The sequence below is a fragment of the Bizionia myxarmorum genome (assembly GCF_008086205.1).
In the GTDB taxonomy this organism is placed as follows: domain Bacteria; phylum Bacteroidota; class Bacteroidia; order Flavobacteriales; family Flavobacteriaceae; genus Algorimicrobium; species Algorimicrobium myxarmorum.
This window is the reverse complement of the sequence record NZ_VSKK01000001.1, coordinates 1,844,633-1,868,414: the sequence shown is the minus strand read 5'-3', so window position 1 is coordinate 1,868,414 and position 23,782 is coordinate 1,844,633. Positions and strand designations below refer to the sequence as shown.

Annotated in this window: 19 protein-coding genes and 1 pseudogene; 3 read left to right on the top strand and 17 right to left on the bottom strand. The window is 35.8% G+C overall.

Annotation, left to right across the window (positions count from 1 at the left end):
• Positions 1 to 3: 3 nt before the first annotated feature.
• Positions 4 to 1,260: an FAD-dependent oxidoreductase gene (locus ES674_RS08500; RefSeq protein ID WP_148403503.1), complete on the top strand. Its 1,257-nt coding sequence runs from the start codon at positions 4 to 6 to the stop codon at positions 1,258 to 1,260.
• Between the two features lie 19 nt (positions 1,261 to 1,279).
• On the opposite strand, the pseudogene ES674_RS08495 reads toward ES674_RS08500, so the two are convergent.
• Positions 1,280 to 1,585, bottom strand: a pseudogene (locus ES674_RS08495) (DUF2237 family protein); the annotation flags it as partial.
• Positions 1,586 to 1,976: 391 nt separating this feature from the next.
• Between ES674_RS08495 and ES674_RS08490 the strand changes: the two are divergent.
• Positions 1,977 to 3,185, top strand: a complete 1,209-nt coding sequence (locus ES674_RS08490; RefSeq protein ID WP_148403501.1) for a M24 family metallopeptidase — start codon at positions 1,977 to 1,979, stop codon at positions 3,183 to 3,185.
• A gap of 107 nt (positions 3,186 to 3,292) precedes the next feature.
• Here ES674_RS08490 and ES674_RS08485 read toward each other — a convergent pair whose 3' ends face one another.
• The 16 genes from ES674_RS08485 to ES674_RS08410 form a co-directional block, all read right to left on the bottom strand.
• Entirely contained in the window at positions 3,293 to 3,742 is a 450-nt protein-coding gene (locus tag ES674_RS08485; protein WP_148403500.1) for a heavy-metal-associated domain-containing protein, read from the bottom strand.
• A gap of 51 nt (positions 3,743 to 3,793) precedes the next feature.
• A complete protein-coding gene (locus tag ES674_RS08480; RefSeq protein WP_148403499.1) occupies positions 3,794 to 5,569 on the bottom strand; it encodes an efflux RND transporter periplasmic adaptor subunit in 1,776 nt (591 codons plus the stop codon).
• Positions 5,569 to 5,919: a four helix bundle protein gene (locus ES674_RS08475; RefSeq protein ID WP_148403498.1), complete on the bottom strand. Its 351-nt coding sequence runs from the start codon at positions 5,917 to 5,919 to the stop codon at positions 5,569 to 5,571. Before ES674_RS08475 ends, ES674_RS08480 begins: the two co-directional genes overlap by 1 nt.
• A gap of 77 nt (positions 5,920 to 5,996) precedes the next feature.
• Positions 5,997 to 6,479, bottom strand: coding sequence for a DUF305 domain-containing protein (locus ES674_RS08470; RefSeq protein ID WP_148403497.1), 483 nt, complete (start codon positions 6,477 to 6,479; stop codon positions 5,997 to 5,999).
• Positions 6,480 to 6,485: 6 nt separating this feature from the next.
• Positions 6,486 to 9,008, bottom strand: coding sequence for a heavy metal translocating P-type ATPase (locus ES674_RS08465; RefSeq protein WP_148403496.1), 2,523 nt, complete (start codon positions 9,006 to 9,008; stop codon positions 6,486 to 6,488).
• 10 nt (positions 9,009 to 9,018) lie between these two features.
• Complete coding sequence (locus tag ES674_RS08460; RefSeq protein ID WP_008637321.1) at positions 9,019 to 9,477, bottom strand: heme-binding domain-containing protein; 459 nt, start codon at positions 9,475 to 9,477, stop codon at positions 9,019 to 9,021.
• Between the two features lie 88 nt (positions 9,478 to 9,565).
• Complete coding sequence (locus ES674_RS08455) at positions 9,566 to 10,186, bottom strand: DUF3347 domain-containing protein (RefSeq protein ID WP_008637356.1); 621 nt, start codon at positions 10,184 to 10,186, stop codon at positions 9,566 to 9,568.
• A 45-nt stretch (positions 10,187 to 10,231) separates the two neighbouring features.
• A complete protein-coding gene (locus tag ES674_RS08450) occupies positions 10,232 to 10,618 on the bottom strand; it encodes a DUF302 domain-containing protein (RefSeq protein WP_008637397.1) in 387 nt (128 codons plus the stop codon).
• Positions 10,619 to 10,624: 6 nt separating this feature from the next.
• Positions 10,625 to 10,816: an SHOCT domain-containing protein gene (locus tag ES674_RS08445; RefSeq protein WP_008637312.1), complete on the bottom strand. Its 192-nt coding sequence runs from the start codon at positions 10,814 to 10,816 to the stop codon at positions 10,625 to 10,627.
• Positions 10,817 to 10,887: 71 nt separating this feature from the next.
• Positions 10,888 to 11,433, bottom strand: coding sequence for a DUF4175 domain-containing protein (locus ES674_RS08440; RefSeq protein WP_237702583.1), 546 nt, complete (start codon positions 11,431 to 11,433; stop codon positions 10,888 to 10,890).
• A 53-nt stretch (positions 11,434 to 11,486) separates the two neighbouring features.
• On the bottom strand, positions 11,487 to 12,785 hold the full coding sequence (locus ES674_RS08435) for an APC family permease (RefSeq protein WP_148403495.1): 1,299 nt from the start codon (positions 12,783 to 12,785) through the stop codon (positions 11,487 to 11,489).
• Between the two features lie 2 nt (positions 12,786 to 12,787).
• Entirely contained in the window at positions 12,788 to 15,061 is a 2,274-nt protein-coding gene (locus ES674_RS08430; protein ID WP_148403494.1) for a multicopper oxidase domain-containing protein, read from the bottom strand.
• A 63-nt stretch (positions 15,062 to 15,124) separates the two neighbouring features.
• Positions 15,125 to 15,691, bottom strand: coding sequence for a helix-turn-helix domain-containing protein (locus ES674_RS08425; RefSeq protein ID WP_148403493.1), 567 nt, complete (start codon positions 15,689 to 15,691; stop codon positions 15,125 to 15,127).
• Positions 15,692 to 15,693: 2 nt separating this feature from the next.
• Positions 15,694 to 16,923, bottom strand: a complete 1,230-nt coding sequence (locus tag ES674_RS08420) for a TolC family protein (RefSeq protein WP_148403492.1) — start codon at positions 16,921 to 16,923, stop codon at positions 15,694 to 15,696.
• Positions 16,920 to 20,627: an efflux RND transporter permease subunit gene (locus tag ES674_RS08415; protein WP_148403491.1), complete on the bottom strand. Its 3,708-nt coding sequence runs from the start codon at positions 20,625 to 20,627 to the stop codon at positions 16,920 to 16,922. Before ES674_RS08415 ends, ES674_RS08420 begins: the two co-directional genes overlap by 4 nt.
• 129 nt (positions 20,628 to 20,756) lie before the next feature.
• Positions 20,757 to 21,170: an HYC_CC_PP family protein gene (locus tag ES674_RS08410; protein WP_148403490.1), complete on the bottom strand. Its 414-nt coding sequence runs from the start codon at positions 21,168 to 21,170 to the stop codon at positions 20,757 to 20,759.
• 627 nt (positions 21,171 to 21,797) lie between these two features.
• On the opposite strand from ES674_RS08410, the gene ES674_RS08405 reads away from it, so the two are divergent.
• A complete protein-coding gene (locus tag ES674_RS08405) occupies positions 21,798 to 23,171 on the top strand; it encodes a BspA family leucine-rich repeat surface protein (RefSeq protein ID WP_148403489.1) in 1,374 nt (457 codons plus the stop codon).
• The last annotated feature ends 611 nt before the right edge of the window (positions 23,172 to 23,782 follow it).

Sequence of the window (23,782 nt, the reverse complement as noted above, 5' to 3'; positions counted from 1 at the left end):
AAAATGAAAAAAGAAGCATATAAAATTCACATTATAGGAGCCGGCGTAAGCGGTTTAATAGCTGCTCAAGTTTTGGAAAACAATGGCTATAGCCCGATAATTATCGAAGCAACAGATCGTGTTGGTGGCCGTGTTAAAACAGACCGTTTTGAGAATTACCAATTAGATCATGGTTTTCAAGTGCTACTTACCGCCTACCCTGCCGCACAAAAATATTTGAATTTCGAGGCTTTAAATCTGCAACATTTTATTTCTGGTGCGGCGATTTATAAAAATGGTAGTCAAAAAATTATGGGCGATCCGTTGAGAAACATCTCTTTACTGTTTCCGACCTTGTTTTCAGGCATAGGAAATATCTCCGATAAGTTTAAAATTCTGAAACTGAATACGAAGTTAAAGAAAACAACATTGGAAGCTATTTTCACAAAACCAGAAAAAACTACTTTGCAGTATTTGAAAGATTTGGGGTTTTCAGACGATATAATTTTAAGCTTTTTCAAACCTTTCTTTGCGGGAATATTTTTAGAGCCAGCGCTAGAAACGTCTAGCAGAATGTTTGAGTTTGTGTATAAAATGTTTGGTGAAGGTTTTGCAGCATTACCTAAAGCCGGTATTGAAGCCATTCCAAAACAATTAAAAGCAAATCTTAAACAGACGACGTTTCAATTTAATACAAATGTTAAATCAGTTGCAGAAAACCAAATAATTTTAGATGATGGAACGGCATTAGAAAGTCATTCTACGATTATTGCAACAGACCCAAGTCGACTTATTCCAAATCTAATAAAGAAAGAAACGGAGTGGAAATCTTGTGAAACGCTTTATTTCGAAGCGCCTAGCAGAGCCATTCAAAAACCATTTATTGGTTTAATTTCCAATGAAGACGCACTGATAAACAATATATTTTATCATACCAGTTTGGAAACCGAATCCAGTGGAAATCAAGAATTGCTATCCGTTACGGTGGTTAAAAACCATGGTTTAGATACGGAAACCTTAAAGAATCAAGTTGAAAGTGAATTACAAAAGTACTGCGGTGCGAATTCTTATAAATTTTTAAAGCAGTATAGCATTTCGAAAGCATTACCGAAACTAAATAATTTAAAATATCAACTAAAACCTTCTGAAACGCAGGCATCCAGGCATATTTTCCTGGCTGGTGATTTGCAATTAAACAGTTCTTTAAATGCTGCCATGCTTTCGGGTGAAAGTGCAGCATTAGGTGTTATTGAAGCGCTTTCAAATGCCGATTTAAAATAGGCACGAAAGAGCTTGGCTCTTAAAGTTTAGCTTCGTACTGTTTTAAAAGATCCAAAGTTGTATAATCTAAAGCCTTGGCAAGGGTGCTTTCTAATACAACAAATGGCGCTACACCTGCTTTTTCCGCTTCCAGCCATCTGGATATGCACAAACACCATTTGGATCCGGCCAGAAGTCCAGGAAATTGCCATTCTGGTTTGGGCGTACTCAAATCATTACCTCTTGTTTTGGTATATTCTAAAAATTCTGAAGTCATAATCGCACATAAAATATGGGTTCCTGAATCTTCTGCCATCGTCCTGCAAAAACCATCTCTAAAATAGCCGGTTGATGGATCTTAGCAGCAAGCTTGTAATGGACTGCCCAATACATTTAATTCATAATTTTTTCTAGTTGTTATTAATATTTCTTCTGAAAGTCACCCACTAATAATTCATACAAAAATAATCTATTTGCTATTGGTTTTCTAATTCCCAACTTAATACCTGTTCATTTAAGCCATTTGGCATCTGCATAATTATTTAAAGCTGTGCATCACTTGGATTTCCCATTTTACATCAACAAGAAAATAAAAGTTAAATCCAGCCAACATGTATTTAAAATTTAAGAACTTGTGATTATGTTTCGTATAAGTCTAACAACGCCATATTCAATTCTAGCAATGGGCTTTATTAAAAACTCAATTCACTAAAAAAATCAGCATAAATATATATCCAATGAATAGCAACAGAAAATACGGTATCGGTGGCAGTACAGCAGAAGCAGAGCTTTTAAAATTAAATGAGCCAACCATAAAACCAGCCCCTATTGATAATAAAGAGTACCAAAACAGACTTGATAAAGCCTGTGCAGCTTTAAAAACAAGCGGATTAGATGCTTTATACATCAATGCAGGCACCAATTTACAGTATTTTACCAACACACTCTGGAATCCTTCTGAACGTTTAGTTGGCGCACTTCTTTTTGCCAATGGAATACTGAAATATGTCGTACCAGAATTTGAAATTGGTACTTTCCATGATTTTATTGGAATGGATGGCGAGATTATTAAATGGGCAGAGCACGAATCGCCAGTTCAGAAAATTGCCGAAGTCGTACCTGAAGGCACACGTTTAGCAATTGATGATGCAACCAGATTTACAAATGTGTCACGTTTTCAAGAACACAAACAATTTATAATTAGCTCTGCTGAAGATTTAATTAGAGACATCAGGATTATTAAAAGTGACGCCGAAATTGCACACATTCAATACCCGATGAATTTAACCCTGCAAGTACATCAAGCAGCCGCTAGGATTTTAAAACCGGGTATCACTACTGCTGAAGTAGAAAGTTTTATTCATAAAGCGCATCAAAAACTGGGTATAGCCAGTGGCTCTTACTTTTGCATTGTATTATTTGGGAAAGATTCTAGTTTTCCACATGGTGTAAAATCACCAAAATCATTGGTAGAAAATGATATCGTTTTAGTGGATACCGGTTGTAAATATGAAGGCTATTTGTCTGATATAACCAGAACCTACATTTATGGAGATGCTACAGAAAAAGAACGAAAAATATGGAAAAACGAAAAAGCAGCGCAATTAGCCGCTTTTGATGCCGCGCAATTAGGTAAACCTTGCGGACATATTGATGATCAAGTTCGTGTGCAATTAAAGAAAGATGGACTAGGACCTGATTATGATTTACCGGGATTACCACACAGAACCGGCCATGGTATTGGACTTGAAATTCATGAACATCCGTTTATTCTTAGAGGAAATGATATTAAACTACAAGCAGGCATGGCTTTTAGTATCGAGCCCATGATTGTGGTTCCTGATGAATTCGGCGTGCGTTTGGAAGATCATATTTATATGACTGAAAATGGACCGAAATGGTTTACAGAACCTGCCCATAGTATTGAAAATCCATTTGGCGTTTAAATATAATCTGTCATACTTTTTGGTGAGACAGTCTTTTTAATTCCAAAATTATAGTTTTTGAAATCTTATCATAAAAAAAAGAGCCCTTTAAAAGGACTCTTTTTTTTTTACATGTCGCTTTCTGAATGATCATCTGCTTTTACGTCGCCAGACTGATTCATCATCATCTCGTGGTCGTATTTACAACAACCTGGTAAATTTTCATAAGCTTCTAAATTCCTAGTTGCTTTTTCAGTGTCATAACCGGATGCTGCAATGGCGTTATGGATTGCCATTTCATCTGTTTTGGTATCGTCAAAAGCGACATCGATTTTCTTTTTATCAACATCCCAATTGGCCATGGAAACACCTTCAACAGCATTAGCTGCTTTTTCGATAGTTGTTTTACACATACCGCAATTACCTCTTACACCAAAAGAAACGTCTGCCATAGCTATGTCATTGGACATCTCCGTTGGTGCTTCTGTCATTACTTCTGTTTCTTGGTTAGCATTTTCTTTACAACTTGTTAAACCCATTGCAGCTATAACAGCCACACTTAAAATTACTTTCTTCATTTTTAAAAAATTTAATTGTTAATAATTGATTTCTTACTTTACTTGTTTTACTTATTCTATGATTTGTTTTACTTCGCCACATTTTAACATTTCATCGCCAAAATACGGATTTATTACATGCTCTTCCCTACTTAACCAATACGCGCCCCTGTCATTATCTGCCATAGGACAAAACTGATGGTACACTTTTTCGTTAATTCCAAACACTTCCAAAGCATTTGCCATATAGGATGACAACGGCTTAAAATGATTTCTTTGTTTTGCTAAGTCTTGGTCGTAGGCAATTGAATTGGCATACATTTTTATTTCTTTTTCTAAAGTCATCCATTGCTTATGTGCTTTTTCTCCTGAAAGCAATTTCATATCCATTTTAGATACATGCGTTAACAGTTTTTCAGCTTCTATAGATACGGTTTTCGCATCATCCTGGACTAGAGCATCTTTCAAATTGATATAATCGTTAAAAACGACTTTTAATTGCTTTTGAAAATCGGCAGACACTTCTACGCGTTCATTGGTATTAAAAACTGGAGAATCTGTTTCTTGATGATCTGCATGATTGGTTGTTTTTGAATCTCCTTTATTATTCATCATGGATTTTTTGCCTTGTAATTGCGCCGCAGCATCCACAGTAAAGGTGCCGTTGGTAACTATTTCATCACCATTAGATAATCCAGAACTTATCTCGTAGTTATCACCAATTTTACTCCCTAATACCACTTCTTTCATTTCGAAAATAGGTTCTTTCGGATTTGTTTTAACATAAACGACTGAACGTTCTCCTGTCCATAAAACGGCTGAAGATGGAATAGTTACCTGTTCCTCTTTATTACTTGAAACGTTTTCAATAATGGCTTGTAAAAACATGCCGGGCTTAAATTCACCTTCCTTGTTATCCAAAACAACACGCAAAGTTACGGTTCGTGTTGCGCTATTTAAGGTGGGGTTTATAAAGTCCACTTTACCTGTAAATTCTTTATTGGCATAAGCATTTGTAGTGACTGTAACGTCTTGTCCTTTTTTAAATAAATCTATCTGATTTTCATACACATCAAAATTTCCCCAAACGGAACTTAAATTGGCGATTTTCAATAAAGGTTGACCTTGTTTTACATAATCGCCTTGCTCAACTAACTTTTCCGTGACGGTTCCAGAAACAGTAGCATAAATGGGCATGTTTTCTTTGACTTTACCAGATGCTTCAATTTGGTTTATCTGATTTTCAGAAAGTTTCCATAATTTCAACTTATTCCGGACTGCTTTATATAAAGCCGGTTGCGCTTCTTTTATAGAAGCCGCAGTAAGTAACTCTTGTTGTGCCGCAAACAATTCCGGAGAATAAATAGTGGCTAATAATTGACCTTTCGCTATAGTTTCACCCGTAAAATTGACATTTAAGCGCTCAATTCTTCCAGAAAAATAACTGACTTGAACCGCATTAGCTTCTTCATTTTCAACAATTTTTCCTGATAATTTTATAAAATTATCATTTTCAATACCTGAACCCACAATAGATGTTTGTATGTTGGCCAAGGCCATAGCGTTTTCGGTTAACTTAAATTCATCAGCCAACAAACCGTCTGCACTACTTTCTGCAGGAATTAAATCCATCCCGCAAATCGGGCAATCGCCAGGTTCTGGTTGCATAATTTGTGGATGCATGGAGCAGGTCCACATGTCTTGATTTTTGGATTGTTCGATATGCGAATGAGAAGATGAATCGCCCGCTTGAGAATTAGAGCTGCTGCCAGAAATAAAATTGACTATAAGACCTCCCAATACTATTCCCGCAATAACTAGAATTATATAAACTGTATATTTTTTCATTATTTTATATTTTTTGAAGTCGATATTATTTTGCCTAGTAATTTAATACTTGAACTAAGATTACTTTTTAGTATTTCTGTTGGGTTTTGATAAGAATCAGATTTCTCACAAAGAGCAATCCAATATTCTGTTTCTACCGCTTCCTTATAAGCAATTTTTAATTTATGTATAAAATCCGCTTTACTCTCGGCACCTTGCGCTTCTCTAGCGTTCGCTCCAACAGAAGTACCTGATTTCAAAAGCTGACGCGCAATCACATACTTACGACTTCCTTCAAGTATTTCACAATATATTATTACTTGAAGCGCCAACTCCATAGTAACCTCCAGTAATTCATTTCTTTTAATCATAATTCTAATCTAAATTAAAAAACTACTCATCCACACATCTACAATTCCGCAAATCCTCGCATCCGCAAATCCAAAATCTACTTCTTATTTTCTAAACGTTTTATCATCATTTTCATTTCTTCTATTTCTTTTCGTTGTGCTTCAATAATATCATTTGCCAGTTTTTTCACTTCTGGATCTTGAATATTGGCTCTTTCACTGGTTAATATAGCAATAGAATGATGCGGAATCATAGCGCGTAACCAAAGTAAATCGCCTACTATAGGTTTTTGCGCGCGAACCAAACTTAATGCACTCACAAACAGAATCAAGCTACCTGCAAGAATAGCGATGTTCTTTTTTTTATTTTGATACATTTTTCGCATAAAAAACCACATGATTACTGCCATTGCTGAAATACCCAAACAGGTCATATAAAAACGGGTTAAGCTAAAATACACATGATCTATAGCGTATGTATTTAAATACATAGTGACATACATAGCGACAAATGAACAAACCAGCATTAATAAAAATGTTTTATAACTTCCTTTACTAGAGTGATGTTTTGTGTTTTCCATAATTAATTATATTTTAATAGTTCTTAATCTTAAGGCATTTGCAATCACAGAAACCGAGCTAAAACTCATGGCAAGTGCTGCAATCATTGGGGATAATAAAATTCCAAAAATCGGAAACAATACACCTGCTGCTATAGGAACACCCAATGTGTTATAAATAAGTGCGAAAAACAGATTTTGCTTGATGTTTTTCATAACAGCATGACTTAAATGTTTTGCTTTTACAATACCGTTTAAATCGCCTTTCACCAAAGTTATCATGGCGCTTTCAATTGCTACATCTGTACCCGTGCCCATAGCAATACCGACATCACTTTTTGCTAATGCTGGCGCATCGTTTATTCCATCGCCAGCCATGGCAACTACCTTACCTTCTTTTTGTAGTTTCTCTACTTCTTTAAGTTTATCTTCTGGAAGCATACTGGCTTTAAAATCGGCTAGATTAAGTTCGGATGCTACAGCTTGCGCTGTATCATGATTATCGCCTGTCAACATGATTACTGCAATACTTTTATCTTGAAGTTCCTTAATAGCTTTAGCGCTTGTTGCTTTAATTTTATCGCCAATAACCACATAGCCAATAACGATTTTATCTATAGCTAAATACGAAACAGTTTTCCCTTGTTTTTGATAGGTTTTAGCTTCATCTTGCATTTGTGAAGTAATTTCTGCTTGTGCATATTCCATCATTTTAGGATTACCCAAGGCTACTTTTTTATTGTTGATAGTAGCTTCAACTCCTTTGCCAGTAACAGCACTAAAGGCGTCTGATTTTATAATTTCAGCTTTTTGTTCTTTACCATATTTCACGGTAGCCTCGGCTAATGGATGTTCACTATTACTATTTAGTGATACGATATATTGTAACACATCGCTTTCACTATAAACATCACTGAAAGCACCCATTTTTTCAACGGTTGGTTTTCCTTCGGTAATGGTTCCTGTTTTATCAACGATTAAAGTATCTACCTTGTCTAATTTCTCGAGAGCCTCCGCATTTTTAATCAAAACACCATTTTGAGCACCTTTCCCAACCCCAACCATAACAGACATGGGTGTTGCTAGTCCTAAAGCGCAAGGGCAAGCAATTATTAATACGGCAATAGCATTGACTAAAGCATATACATAAGCAGGTTCTGGACCCCAAATAGCCCAAACGGCAAACGTTATTAAAGATATTAAAACTACAACAGGCACAAAATAACCAGACACTTTATCCGCTAAATTTTGAATAGGCGCGCGACTTCTACTGGCAGTATTAACCATATGAATAATTTGAGACAATAAGGTATCGCTACCTACTTTTTCAGCTTTCATTAAAAAGGATTGATTACCGTTAATAGTTCCGCTGCTCACTTTATCGCCTTCTGTTTTATCAACAGGAACAGGTTCGCCTGTAATCATAGATTCATCAATCGTAGTAACGCCTTCGGTTATCACGCCATCTACAGGGATTTTATCACCCGGCTTTACTTTTAGTATATCATTTAGCTCAATATTATCAATACTGACCTCAACATCTTCGCCATTCACTACTTTTGTGGCTTTATTGGGCGCTAATTTCAGCAACTCTTTTACGGCTGAATTGGTTTTACTGTGTGCACGCGCTTCTAAAAGCTGTCCTAAAAGCACCAATGTTAATATTACGGTGGCTGCTTCAAAATACACGTGTACTGCTCCGGATTCCGATCTAAATTGGCTTGGAAATACATCGGGGAAAAACATCCCGAACACACTAAACAACCAAGCGACTCCTGCTCCGATACCAATAAGCGTAAACATATTGAGATTCCATGTTTTGATACTTTTATAAGCACGCTCGAAAAACATCCAGGTCGCATAAAAAACAACCGGAATAGAAAGCGCAAACTGAACCCAATTCCAGTTTTTCTGATCCATGATGTCATATAATGGATTATTAGTCAACATTTCGCTCATAGCCATTATAAAAATGGGCAAGGTGAATATTGATGCTATCCAGAATTTCTTCAATAACTTTTTATACGTTTTTTCTTCTGCTGAACTATCTGCTTGCATCGGTACTAAATCCATACCACAGATAGGACAAGGACCTGCTTCATCTTTTACAACTTCTGGATGCATTGGGCAGGTCCATTGTTCTGAATTTGAAGTCGATAAATTTTGTTCTTCCACTAAATCCATACCACAAACTGGACAATCACCAGGTTTGTCGTAGATTTTATCCCCTTCGCAGTGCATTGGACAATAAAAGGTATCCCCCAACCCCCGAAGGGGGCTTTTCTCACTCTTGCTCTTATCCGTTTTGTTGCTCCTCCCCTTTGGGGAGCCTGGGAGGGGATTTTTATGAATACTGTATCTACCGCCATCATTTTTAAGAGCATTTTGAAATTTTTCAATAGGAATATGGGATTCCATTTCAATGGTTGCTTCCTCTTTTTCTAAATCGACTGAAGCTTTTAAAACGTATTTCACTTTAGAAAGTATTTCTTCCACGTGACTTCGACAACCGTTGCAGGTCATTCCGTGTATGTGATATGTATGTTTCATGATATTTAAATTAATGTGATAAGCTATCTTTTAATTGCGTTATATATTGAATAAAATTCTTTTTTTCAGCATCAGAGAACACAGCTTCCCTGTGAATTAAGGTATATGAAAAAAGTGGCATTTCATCACTTTCAATCTGCTTGATAATAGACCTTAACTTACTCGCCTTTCGTCTACTTGACAAGGAGTCCCATGTGCTAAAATTTAACTCTGCTTTTCCTTCATTAATATGATCTTCCAAAAACCAAGCAGCAGGTTGTATTTTGTTATACCAAGGGTATTCTGTATTGTTACTGTGGCAATCATAGCAGGATACTTGCAATAATTTCCCAATATTTTCTGGTGTATGGTTTACCAACAAAAAATCGGCTTCTGGTACAAGATTACTTTGGTTTCGCTCTGAAGGTACAAACTGAATGCCCACAAAGATCACCAATAAAACTAATACAATGATTTTTACCATTTTCATATCGAATGTCACTTATAAAGATTAAACATAAGATCTAGGGCTAATTATTTAGCCCTAGATCTTATGTCAATCAGTCCTATAACTCTTTTTAGTTTATTTCTTTTTGTACTTTACCACAGGTCATCATTTTGCTGCCATAATAAGGGTTTTTAATATCTTTACTCATACTTAACCACGCTGATCCTTTATCATACATTGGGCAATATTGCTGATATAACGTATTGTCCGTGCCGGTAATAGCAACCATATCTATCATATCCTTACTTAATATTTTGAAATGTTCTCGTTGATGATCCATTTCGCTCTTTCCAATGTGCTCTGCGTGTTCAATAGCATCATCAATAATATCCTTTAATTCTTTTTGCTGATCAGACGTATAGTTACTGACATCAAAACCTTTTAGCGAGGTTTCAATTTTTCTCCCTGCTTTAGCTGCAGCAGCTTCATCGGTAGCCACCAAAGCACCTTTAAGAGCCATATAATCTGCTAATACTTGTTTGGCATCAGAGCTTTGTGTGTTGGAGTCCATCATATCATTGGAAGCACTCATATTGTCGTGGTTCATTCCAGAATCTGCACTATCGTGATTCATTTCTGTATAATTGTCTTGAGCTTTGCTTTGCTCTTTTTCACTGTCTTTACAAGACATTGCAGTTAGGCTTACGAAAGCCATTGCAAAAATCGCTGTTGTTATGCTTACTTTTTTCATTTTGATTTGATTTAAGTTTATGATTATACTCTTTTTTGAAGAGCTTTATAATTTTTCAATTACTTTCTCGAGCATGGCCGTTATGTCCTTGGCGATCCCGTTCAGCTTCTCATTTTCCACAGCTTGCATTGATGCCATTGGGCTTACCGCAGCGACCTCTACAACGCCGTCTTCAATTTCCTGCACGATGACATTACAAGGTAACATGGTTCCAATTTTATCTTCTGCCTGTAGGGCTTTGTATGCATAAGGTGGATTACAGGCGCCAAGGATTTTGTACTTCTTGAAATCCACATCAAGTTTCTTTTTCATCGTTTCTTTGATATCGATTTCTGTGAGTATGCCAAAACCTTCTTCTTTCAGTCCTTTGGTGACTTTATCGATAACTTCTTCAAAAGTGCCTTTGATTGTTTTATTAAAATAGTATTTCATAATTTTTTAATTTTTAGTGTTCAACGTTCGTTTTTGTTCTTCATATTCTTCTTTGGATATTTCACCCTTGGCGAATCGGTTATCCAGAATATCCATAGGATTTTCTCTCTTTACGGTATTTTGTCTATTTCTTCCATTGTATAGAAATACGCCCAACACAAGCAAAACTGGTATTAATATCCACCCCCACATCATCATAATTGTATCGTTTTAATGGTTAACTAATTATTTTTATTTATAAATACTCCACTATTTAGAGCAGGAGTTTATTATTCTTTATTTTTCATTTTTCCTTTCATCTTTTTCTTCATTTCAGGATTTTTTTTCATCATTTCTTCCTTCATTTCAGGGTTTTCATCCATCATTTGCATCATCTTTACTTTCATTTCCTTTTTCATCGTTTTGTTGTTGTGAATTGTATCCATTAGCATTTTACGACCCATTTCATTTCCCATCATTTTACCGAGCATTCTTGATTGCATCTGTTGCATCATCTCTGGTTTTTTTTCCATCATCATCTGCATATGGGACTGCATTTTTTCCATCATGTCTGGATTTTTGTGCATCATCATTTTCATGTTTCCAGATTCCATCATTTGCATATGGTTATTCATCATTACCATTTTTGCCCCTTCATCTTGTTGTGCTAGTTTTATAAATTCACTAAATTGGCTTGGATTCGTGATTATTTCTTGATATAACGCATTACGATTTTCCTGATTTTCCATTGTTTCGGAAGCATTAAAGGTCGACTTACAGCTAACCACTGTACTAATTAAAGCAATAACCATTAAGGTTTTTACTATTGTTTTCATGTTTTTCATTTTGATTTATATTTAAATTAATACTTATTGTTTATTTATAAATTCTAATTGTGCTCGTTTTTCAAAAACCATCTTTCTCCCAAAAAAATAAGAATCATAGCCACTATTGCAACAATAATAACCGTTACATCAGAGCTTGCTTTAATCCATAAAAAAGCACTTAAAACGATGACATCTAAAAGTATTGCAGTTATAATTATAGCTGAATTAGCCTTAACTTCTTTTCTTAAGTTTCGCAGTATTCCCCATTGGATGCCGATGTCCATTACTAAATAAAATATGGCACCCAAAGATGCTATACGACTTAAATCAAAAAATATAGTGAGTACAATTGCAATTACAGCAACGTACACCAACATATGTTTTTGAATATTTCCTGGCATACCAAAATGTTTATGTGGGATAAGTTTCATATCCGTTAACATGGCTGTCATTCTTGATACAGCAAAGACGCTGGCTATAATTCCAGATATGGTTGCTACTATGGCAATACCAACGGTGAACCATAACCCATATTTACCAAATGCAGGCTTGGAAGCTTCTGCCAATGAATAATCCTTGGATGCTACAATTTCTGAAATAGTTAAATTAGAGGAAACTGCAAATGCGACTAATAGATATATTACAGTACAGATTAAAAGAGAAATTATAATTGCCCGTCCCACATTCTTATTTGGGTTTACAATTTCTCCACCGCTGTTTGTGATTGTAGTAAATCCTTTATATGCCAAAATGGATAAAGCCAATGCGCCTAAATAATCTGTTGTCGCATAATCTGTCGAATTACGCAATGAAACAGCATCTTGAAAAGAAAATCCAGCAGCCCAGAGAGCTCCTACTGCAAAAATAGCGATACCTCCAACCTTAACAATAGCCATAATTAATGACGACTTTCCAATAATTTTATTACCAGAAATATTAATCAGATAGGCACCCACAATTAGGATTACACCTAGTATTGGCACCCAAACACTATTGTTGCCCACATTAAAGAGCTGTAAAGTATAAGAACCAAAAGTACGGGCGACCAGACTCTCATTAATAATCATTGAAAATGCCATTAATAGTGCACCCGATGCTGCAACTGTTCCTTTACCATAGGCTTTGACCAAATACATAGCGATACCACCCGACGATGGAAACGCATTTGACAATTTGATATAGCCATATGCACTAAACCCTGAAATTATCGCTCCAGCCATGAAGGCAAATGGAAATAAATTGCCCGATAGTTCAGCGACCTGACCCAATAAGGCAAAAATCCCAGCACCAATCATTACACCAGTACCTAATGCTACGGCTCCTATTAATGATAAACTGTCTTTTTTATATTTATTATACATATTTAAAATCTTACTGATAGTCCACCACCTGCTCCAAAACGGTTATCATAGCTCGCCATTAAGGAAAAGTCTCGTGACAAATAATATTCGACACCCGCATTCCAAGTCACTTCATTTGCGAAATCATCACCAAAAGGAAGGTTGTCAACCCAACCAAAATCTGCTTGATATTCAAAATTTCCGAAAACAGCGGTTCGTGGGAAAATGAGGATTTCACGGTTAAGACTAATTTGCGGTCGCAATTTGCTATCAACCCGGACATCTAGATTGAAAAGATAGGGTGTTAAAAACCGAATTCCAGCAATGGCAGTCGTCGAAATCTCATCCATATTATCCTCCAATTCATTTTCAATATTCACACCACCAAAAACACGAAAATAATCATGTAGGTAGCGTTCGTAGGTTACTTCAGCTTCCATATTTTGGTTCCAGCCATATTCTGCTGACACATTAAATTGGTTTCGAAGATTAGACGCCACGAAATCAAACGCTGCCATATGTGATGCGGCATCCACCAACGACCACGTATAAAATTGGTCAGCTTCTTTAAGCAAGTTTTTAACAGGATATTCTGCCATTCGTGGGTCTCGTGGCGTGTCATAACTTACCACACGAGCCATTCCACTCATCATATGATACAGAATATGGCAGTGAAAAAACCAATCGCCATATTCATCGCCATCATTCCCACTGAATTCTATCGTTACTTCTTGCATGGGTGGAACGTTAACCGTATGCTTTAATGGCGAATAGTCTCCATTTTTATTAATGACGCGAAAAAAGTGACCATGCAGATGCATCGGGTGGTGCATCATCGTTAAATTATTGAAAGTCATTCGGGTTACTTCTCCTCCTTTTATTTTGATATTATCGGCTTCACTCAACGGAACCCCATTCATACTCCAAATGTAACGTTGCATATTTCCTGTAAGATTCAATAGAATTTCCTTTACGGGAAGATTTTTATCATAGTCCGTTTTTTCAGGGGATTTTAGATAATCGTAGTTGTATTCGGAAAACATATCCATTCCTTCCATTCCTGCCTGTTCGGCAGGCAGGTGCATGTCATCCATATTTCCTTTTGAATCTTTTTTCATATCCATATTCATCTTCGAATGATCCATTTTAGAATGATCCATTTTCATCCCATATTCTTCTTTCATTTCAAAACGCTCATCTTTTTTAGGTTGAAATTTTAAGGCATGCGCGCCCATTTTCATATCCATTTTGGCCATTTGTTGCATCATCTTGATTTTATCAGGTTTAGCAATAATTTCAGCAGGAAGTGTTTCGCCTGTACCAAAATAAGCGGTGGTCGTTCCCGAACCGTCTTGCGCCATTGCCCGTAACTCAATTTTCCCATTTTGAGGTACAGTCACTATAAAATCATAAGTTTCAGCCGTGGCGATAAAGGTCTTGCTGTGCTCAACTGGAATGACATCCATTCCATCGGCAGACACTAATAAAGGTGCTTCGCCTCCAAATGTCATCCAGAATTGTGAGGACGCTGAACCGTTTATAATGCGTAAACGCAGTTTCTCTCCCGGTTTATATTCTGGGTATTCAACAGTTTCTTCGCCATTGATTAAGAATGCTGGATAATAGACATCGGCTATATCGGCACCGCCCATTCGTTGTCGCCAAAAATCGAGTTGTGCGCCAAATGCCCCACGAGCTATCACTTTATTTAAGGGCGTTGATGTACCTTTTTTCATTTGATACCATTCGTTACCACGCTTTAGATTCCGCATAACGCTGTGAGGATTTTCATTTGTCCAATCGGACAACATCAAAACCAAATCGTGGTCATAATCCAAAGTTTTCTCTTTAGGGTGAATTAATAAGGAACCAAAAACACCACTCTGCTCTTGAAGCATAGTATGCGAATGATACCAATATGTACCTGATTGTCTGATAGGAAATTCATACTTAAAAGTTGTCCCCGGTTTTATAGGTGGCGTTGTTAAATAAGGAACACCATCGTAAAAATTGGGCAATAACATACCATGCCAATGAATTGACGTCTCCACGCTCATGTCATTTTTCACATAAATAACGGCATATTCGCCTTCTGTAAATTCTAAAGTGGGCCCAGGAATAGTACCGTTAACAGTCATTCCTTTCACTTCTTTTCCTGCTTTATTAACCATGTCCTCTTTGATAGTCAAAGTGTATTCATGAACTGGTAAATCATCTAGATTTCCCTCTAATAATTGTGAAAATGCAGAATAATTACAGGTTAATACGAGAATAAATATGTAAACTGTCTTTTTCATTGATTATTTTCTATAAAATTAACATTTGTGTTTGGCTATTTGTGTCATAATATTGGTTTATAGTTATATAATTCGGTCTAAAGGTGTGCGGTTGTTTTTCTGTTCTGACTTATAATCAGTTAGGTTAATACCAGTTTCATTTTTAAACTGCCTGCTTAAATGATTAATATTGCTATAATTAAGGAGCTGACCTATTTCAGTGAAATTGTGCTCTTGATTTTCAATGAGTTCTTTTACTTTTTCAATTTTCAATTTGATAAAATATTTCTCAATGGTTATGCCTTCAGTTACAGAAAACAACTTGCTTGTTTTAGAATACTCTCTATTGAGTTTTCTTTCGAGATAAGCCGAAAGCTTCTCCTTTATATCTAAAGGTAAACGCTTCAATAACTTAATCAACTCGATTTTCACGAGCTCTACTAACTGTTTTTCTGGACTGTCAATTAATGAAAATCCATTTTTCTCCAAGATGGAAACCAAAATTTCTTTGTCTTCAGCAGCTAGAATATTCAGCTTTATTCTCCCTAATTCAATTTCGAGTAATTCGAAATTCTTTTCCTTTAATTCATCCTGTAATACTTTGATACACCGATCACATACCATATTCTTTATGTAGAAGTCTTGTACCATAGTTATTTGATTAAATAATTAATTAAAGCGGATTGCACATAATATAGTTTTGTGGTTTCAATTTGTCCCATCTGAAACTTTAACTGCAATTCCTGAATATCCAAAACATCCTTAAAATTAATGGTTCCAGTTTCATAATTTCTAATCAGAATATCTTCGGCATTTTTAGCTTGCCTTAGGTTTTTTTCTTGTGTATTGAATTTTATACGTGCCTGATTACGCTGTGAAATAGCTTTTGATAATTCCGAGGTTAGCATATTCAATCTGTCATCTTTTTGGGATTGAATTTCTAACTTTCGCAAATCGTTTTGTCTAGTTTGAGATGTATACTTTTTGCTGAAAATTGGAATAGATACTGAAACCATAGGCATAATCATATCTTTATACGAGTTGGTAATCATAGGGCTATTTTCTTGATTGATATATTCTAGTCCAAAACCAATCATCGGCCCACCTTCTTTCTGATTTAGTAATTCGGATTGTTCAACTGACTCATAAAGCTTATCATATTTTAGTAACTCTGGATTTACCGACAAAGCTTCATAACCATAAAAAGGGTCTTCTTCGGGAATCCCCATGGAATCAACTACGGTTACAACCACATCATATTGGCGATTCATCAAACTATTCAAAGCCGCTTGAACCCCCTTGTTTTGCTGAATTAAAACGTCTTTCTCCTGAATAAGTTCGTTTTGCCGAATCTGTAACCTTAAAACGTCTACTGCCGATGCTTTTCCAACTTCCAAGGAATTAAGCGCTAGCTGCTCATAAGACTCTAAAAGTGCTATGTTTTTATCAAGCACATCTTGTTTGGCGCTTGTTTCATAAAGTAGATAGTAAAATTCAGAAACAGAAAGCGCTAATTTTCGTTTGGCAATAGTGACTTCAATATACTGCGTGTCTGCCATGGATGTTGCATAGTTTTCTCTTGCTGAAATAGTACCAAACCACGGCAGCATTTGCATGACAGAGACTCGAAAACGTTCCATAGGCATGTCCATTTCCGGTGCAATAGCCATAACACCTGCATTAAATTCGGTGTTTGGTAAACTGTTGACTTCATTTACTTTTTCCGAAGCAATTTGATACTGAAAATCAAACTTTTTAATCTCTGGATTATTGGTTAATGCTTCGTCAATGAGGCTTTTCAATTCTTGGCTTTGAAGGGTAAGCACAAAGAGAAAGGAACTCAAAATTAACAGGGTTTTTATATGTGATTTTATGTGTTTCATTTTGTTGCTCTTTTAAGTTGAGATTCCGCTCTCCAGCTATATAAGACTGGCACTACAAATAAGGTAATTAATGCTATTAGCATACCTCCAAAACTAGGAATTGCCATGGGAATCATAATATCACTTCCACGTCCTGTAGAGGTTAAAATTGGTAATAATGCCAATATGGTTGTTGCTGTTGTCATTAAACAAGGTCGAATACGTTTTTCTCCTGCTTCAACAATAGAGGCTCTAATTTCCTTTTTGTTATCTGGTGTATTCCTATCGAAGGTTTGGGTTAAATAAGTTGCCATAACCACTCCGTCATCGGTTGCAATTCCGAAAAGCGCAATAAACCCAACCCAAACGGCGACACTTAAGTTAATAGGATGCATTTGAAATAGATCTCGTAAGTTTTCTCCGAAGAAATTAAAGTTTAAAAACCAGTCCTGCCCGTACAGCCAAATCATAATAAAACCACCTGCAAAGGCGACTGCTATTCCTGTAAAAACCATCAATGATGTTGCTACAGAACGGAATTGGAAATATAAAATTAGAAAGATAACTGCCAATGCCAAAGGCACCACAACCGATAAGGTTTTTTCTGCTCGTAGCTGATTTTCATACGTTCCTGTAAACTGGTAATTAATTCCTTTAGGGACAATTAATTCACCGGAAGCAATTTTATCTTTAATTAAAGCTTGTGCACCTTCAACCACATTCACTTCCGCAAAACCATCCAACTTATCAAACAATACATAACCGACTAAAAAGGTGTCTTCACTTTTAATAACTTGTGGCCCTTGTTCGTAACGAATAGTTGCTAACTCACTTAAAGGAACCGGACTTCCTTTTTCAACAGGAATATAAATTTGCTCTAAATCCGTTGGGTTGGCACGTAATTCTCTTGGATAACGAACGCGAACGCCATAACGCTCTCTACCTTCTACAGTTTGCGTTAAAACCATACCACCAATGGCGACTTGCAATACACTTTGAACGTCTTCAATGGTAATACCATATCGGGCAATTTTTTCTCTATCAATATCGATTAACAAATAGGGTTTACCTACAATACGGTCTGCAAAAACAGCTTCTTTTTTAACACCTTCGGCTTGTTTTAATATGTTTTCTAATTCTACACCAAAAGCTTCGATTTGTTTTAAATCCTGACCTTTAACCTTAATTCCCATGGGTGCACGCATGCCGGTTTGAAGCATGACCAATCGGGTTTCAATTGGCTGTAATTTAGGTGCAGATGTTACCCCAGGCAATTTGGTTACACGAACAATCTCGTTCCAAATATCGTCTGGCGATTTAATTTCTGGTCGCCAGTTGCGGTAGAATTCACCGTCAATGTCTTGGATTAGCTGCGAGTTTTTAACGTTACTCAAAGTGCCATTTTCAGTTGCATTTGGATTTCCAATAAAACGTCCATCTTTCAATTCAAATAAACCGTCATCATTCACTTTATAACGTTGTCGCTCGCCGTTTTCATTCAGCATATATTCAGATTTGTACTGAATAATATTCTCATACATAGATAAAGGCGCAGGGTCTAGAGCCGATTCTGTGCGACCAGCTTTACCCACAACGGTTTCAATTTCTGGAATACTGGCTACGGCCATATCTAACTGTTGTAAAACACGTTTATTTTCTTCTACACCAGAATGTGGCATAGATGTAGGCATGAGCAGAAAAGAACCTTCATTTAACGACGGCATAAACTCTTTTCCTGTATTTTTCATAATGAAAAAGCCAGCAATTACAATAGCAGTCGGTAAAGACAGAAACAATATTTTATTATCTAAACACCAACGTAAAATACGTGTATAGTAATTTTTAAACAGCGTAAAAACGCCTAATAATCCGAAACAAATAATACCTACAAAAATCAGATTCCAAAAAATGCTTTTATCAACACCTAATGGTCGCCAGTATTCAGCTAGTAAAAACACGATTGATAATGCCGAAATGATAATATTGATACCGTTGGCTTGCTTTTCGCTTACGGTTTCTTGAAGTTTTAATATTCCAACAACGCCAAAGCCGATTAAGATAATACCTAACCAATAACCATAAATAACAGCGATAATTCCAGCTACAATTAAAGCTATATTTATCATGTAGCTAAAACTCTTTTTAATGCTTTTTCTTCTGAATAAAAAAGCTGCAAAAGGCGGTATTAAAAATAAAGCAACAATCAAAGAGGCTGTTAAGGCAAATGTTTTAGTAAATGCTAAAGGTCTAAACAGTTTTCCTTCGGCACCAATCATAGTAAAGACAGGAATAAAACTAATAATGGTAGTCATAACTGCTGTTACAATAGCACCAGAAACTTCTTTTGTAGCATTGTAAACTACCGTGTTTATAGGTTCTTTACCATCTTCTTCATCGAGATGACGTATGATATTTTCGGAAAGTATGACTCCCACATCCACCATGGTACCAATGGCAATTGCAATTCCCGATAATGCCACAATATTCGCATCCACATCAAAAAGTTTCATAGCTATAAACACCATTAAAACGGCAACGGGTAATAATCCGGAAATTAAAATCGATGCACGAAGATTAAATACCATAACGATAATAACCAGTATAGTAATTAAAATTTCTAATGTTAAGGCTTCATTAAGTGTTTCTAATGTTTCTTGAATCAGTTCTGAACGGTCATAAAAAGGAATAATAGTAAGTTGTGAGGTTCTGCCATCCGATAATACTTTTGAAGGTAAACCAGCACTTAATTCATTGATTTGTACTTTAACATTATTAATTACTTCCATTGGATTGGCACCATAACGTGCTACTACCACACCACCAACTACCTCAGCGCCTTCTTTATCCAAAATTCCGCGTCTTGCAGCAGGTCCTAACGCCACTTTCCCAATGTCTTTAATTTTTATAGACGTAAAATCTTCAGAAGTAACAACTGCATTTTCAATATCGGAAACCGACTTAACGTATCCCAAACCGCGAACTAAATATTCAGCTTGATTAATCTCTAAAGTTTGCGCACCGATGTCTTTATTACTTTGCTTAACTGCTTTTACAACTTGGTCTAATCCAATATTGTATTGACGCATGAGTTCTGGATTCACATCAATTTGATATTCCTGAACATAGCCACCAATAGAAGCCACTTCCGAAACCCCACTTGCAGACGACAAGGCATACTTGACATAATAATCTTGGATGCTGCGCAACTCATGTAAATCCCAACCACCGGTTACGTTTCCATTTTCATCACGACCTTCTAATGTGTACCAAAATATTTGTCCCAAACCTGTGGCATCTGGTCCTAAAGCAGGGTTAACATCTTCTGGTAATAGGCCGCTAGGTAGTGAATTTAGTTTCTCTAGAATTCGACTTCGACTCCAATAAAACTCAATATCTTCTTCAAAAATGATATAAATACTCGAAAAACCAAACATAGATGAACTACGAATAGTTTTCACACCAGGAATACCAAGTAAAGAGGTTGTTAATGGATAGGTGATTTGATCTTCAATGTCTTGCGGTGAGCGGCCTTCCCATTTGGTAAAAACAATTTGTTGATTTTCACCAATATCTGGAATGGCATCTACTGCTACAGGATTGCTTGGTAAAAATCCCGTATCCCAATTAAATGGCGCATTTACGGTTCCCCATCCCACAAAAAGGACAAGCAAAAGAACTGCTACGAGTTTATTCTCTATTAAGAATTTGATGCTTTTATTTAGCATGAATGTTAAGATTTTAGTAGTAAGTACAAAATAGAAAGTACAGAAGGTTTAAAAGAAGCCAAACGGCTACCTCAAAACACAACAAGGTTCTAACACAAAACAATTTGCATGATAACCAACTACTAAAAATCAGATTAAATAGGTCTCGTCAAGCTTGAAGATTTGCTTGTAAACAAGTGGTGGTCTGTAGTCTTCAAAAGAAGAATTATTTTTATCTACACCTTCAAAAAGGGTAGCATATGAATAAATAAAAGATGCAATAAAAACCTGCTGTTCCAAAGAAATTTTATCAACATGAAGTTGTAATTGATCTTGACCATCAACTAGCAATTGTTCATCGCTACAACAACTTTTTTTAGTAACAGAGCAGCCTTCAGATAAAGGTTTTTCCATTTCCATACCGCAAGTTTTTACTTTTTGAAAAATGGCTGAATCCATCAAAATACCACCACAATAATGCATATCAACAGCAAAAGACATCGTCGAAAATAACACGACGAAAGCCATTGACAAAGACATTATTTTATGGAATACTTTTTTCATATACACGGCAAAGTTACAAAATTTTCAGCAACTCTTATTTTTTTTTAATAATTAAGCTGCTACAAACATAAAGAAGGTTTTTATTCAATAATTCAAAATCAACTCTTAAAAAAGATGAGTTAAAACCTTGAAAGCTTTGAAACTATACAAGGCGTTAAAAATCGGTGTTGTGCCTGTTAAGCTTGCGAACACAAATCATGTTTGAAATTTTAGACATCATACTTACCTTAAAAACATTTATAATAGTAGCTAAGTCACTGTCCAAACATTTATATTATCATTCTTAAAAATCCATGATTAGTTACCGAAAACAATAAATTTTAAGTGATTATCCAGAATGATTTGGACAAAAAGTCTTCAGACAAACATTTCGTTTATAGTTTCTGTTAACCATTCTCTTCTTAAATCATAAATTAAGTGAAATACTATTTTCAAACTGTATAATAAACCTAAAAATGGGATTACTAGCTTTTAAGGAATTATTATTTAAAAAACAGCTATACAATTGAATAATAAGCAATAAGAATCATTAACGCAAATATAAAACGAAATTACCGTCGGACTTTTGTTTCTGACAAATCATAATTTTTATCTGTTCATTTAGTATTAATCAATTAAAAAATAACCATGAAAACATTAAAAATAAATTTGAAACCATTAGTAATCTTATTATTAATTGGCCTTGCCTTTAGCAGCTGTAGTAATGACGATGACGTTGCCATTGCAAAAACAACCTATCAAGTAACTATAAATGCCTCACCTAGTAATGGCGGAACAGTCTCACCACAAAGCGGAGAATTTGAAAAAGACCAACAGATTAATATAACAGCTATACCAGCTAACGGTTGGACATTTAAAGAATGGCAAGGAGATGTAACCGGTACCCAAAACCCTATTCAACTTAATGTAAATGAGGCTAAAACCGTAACAGCTATCTTTATAAGAGACCTGTTTTATTTGGCAGAAAACGGCGTAACTATAAAAGCACCAGACGCTGCTGTGGGAGAATCAGGTATTGTAAATGGCATTACCTACACCAAACGTACAGCAGACCAAATTACCCCTGAAAATGCCCAGACTACCTGTACCACTGGTATAGTGAACATGTCAGACTTATTTATAAATGACACGGACTTTAACGGAGATATTAGTCATTGGGATGTAAGCGCCGTAACCAATATGTACCGTATGTTTTATAAGGCTTCCAGTTTTAACCAAGACCTTAACAATTGGGATGTGAGCAGTGTAACAAATATGAGCTTTATGTTTCGTGATGCTAGCGTTTTTAACGGAAATATAAGCAGCTGGGATGTAAGCAATGTAACGGATATGAATTATATGTTTTTATTTGCTACCGTTTTTAACGGAAACCTGAACAATTGGGATGTGAGCAGTGTAACAACTATGAATGAAATGTTTCGTAATACCGAAAACTTTAACCAAAACTTAAGCAATTGGGATGTGAGCAGTGTAACAAATATGAGTGAAATGTTTTATGATAGCATCAACTTTAATGGTGATATAAGCGGCTGGGATGTGAGCAACGTAACAGATATGAGTTATATGTTTTGGGAAGCTGACGCTTTTAACGGAAACATAGGTAACTGGGATGTTAGTAGTGTAACAAGTATGAGAGCCATGTTTCGTGGTGCCAATAGCTTTAATAATAACATTGGCAACTGGAATGTAAGTCAAGTAACGGATATGACCAGTATGTTTGTCGGTGCCACTTCCTTTAATCAGAATTTAAACAATTGGAATGTGGGCAAAGTAACAAACATGCATTCCATGTTTAGTGATGCTACTGCGTTTAACGGGAATATTAGCAACTGGGATGTAAGTCGTGTAACAATTATGGATGGCATGTTTTCTCGTGCAACCATCTTTAACCAAAACCTAACCAGCTGGTGTGTCATACATATAGCCTCAGAACCTACTAATTTTGCCGACTTAAGCGCGTTAACCAATAGTAATAAACCGGTATGGGGCTTCTGCCTGTAAAACAAAATTATTTGAATGGCAAAAGGATCCTTTCCCACATAAATGAAAGTTGTACAGAAAACATCATTTATAGATTTTACACATAAGACTTTTAAACCCTAAAAAAATAATATGAACACTCATTTATCCTCTAAGTAAATGAAATCAAATTAAACATGTACCATGGAATCCATGATGTTGGTATAACGCGACTAAAAAACAATCAAAATAGAACCTGCTCCACCTCTAGTGCGGCAGGTTTTTATTCTTTTAGGTTTTTCAGTTGGTATAATAAATTAGTCCAAAAATGTTTTCGTGTTAAGTTTCCATCAGCATAGTATATTTTGAACACCTGTAATATTATAGTGATCTGGATGGTTTCTAACAAATCACATATAAATTATATTCACCTTATTTGAAATATTAAACTGCAACTAATGATTGGCATCTGTTAAATTTCAAATAATCTAATGCCAACGCACTATTTTAATTAGAAATACGGAACTAAACCGCCTAAAACAAAAGCGTTTACTACCATAAAATTAGCTTATGTGTAGTATATTTGAGGTCCACTTCACCAAAAGAAAAACATGAAGTAAATAACATAGATTAGGAATCTAAAAAAACCATAG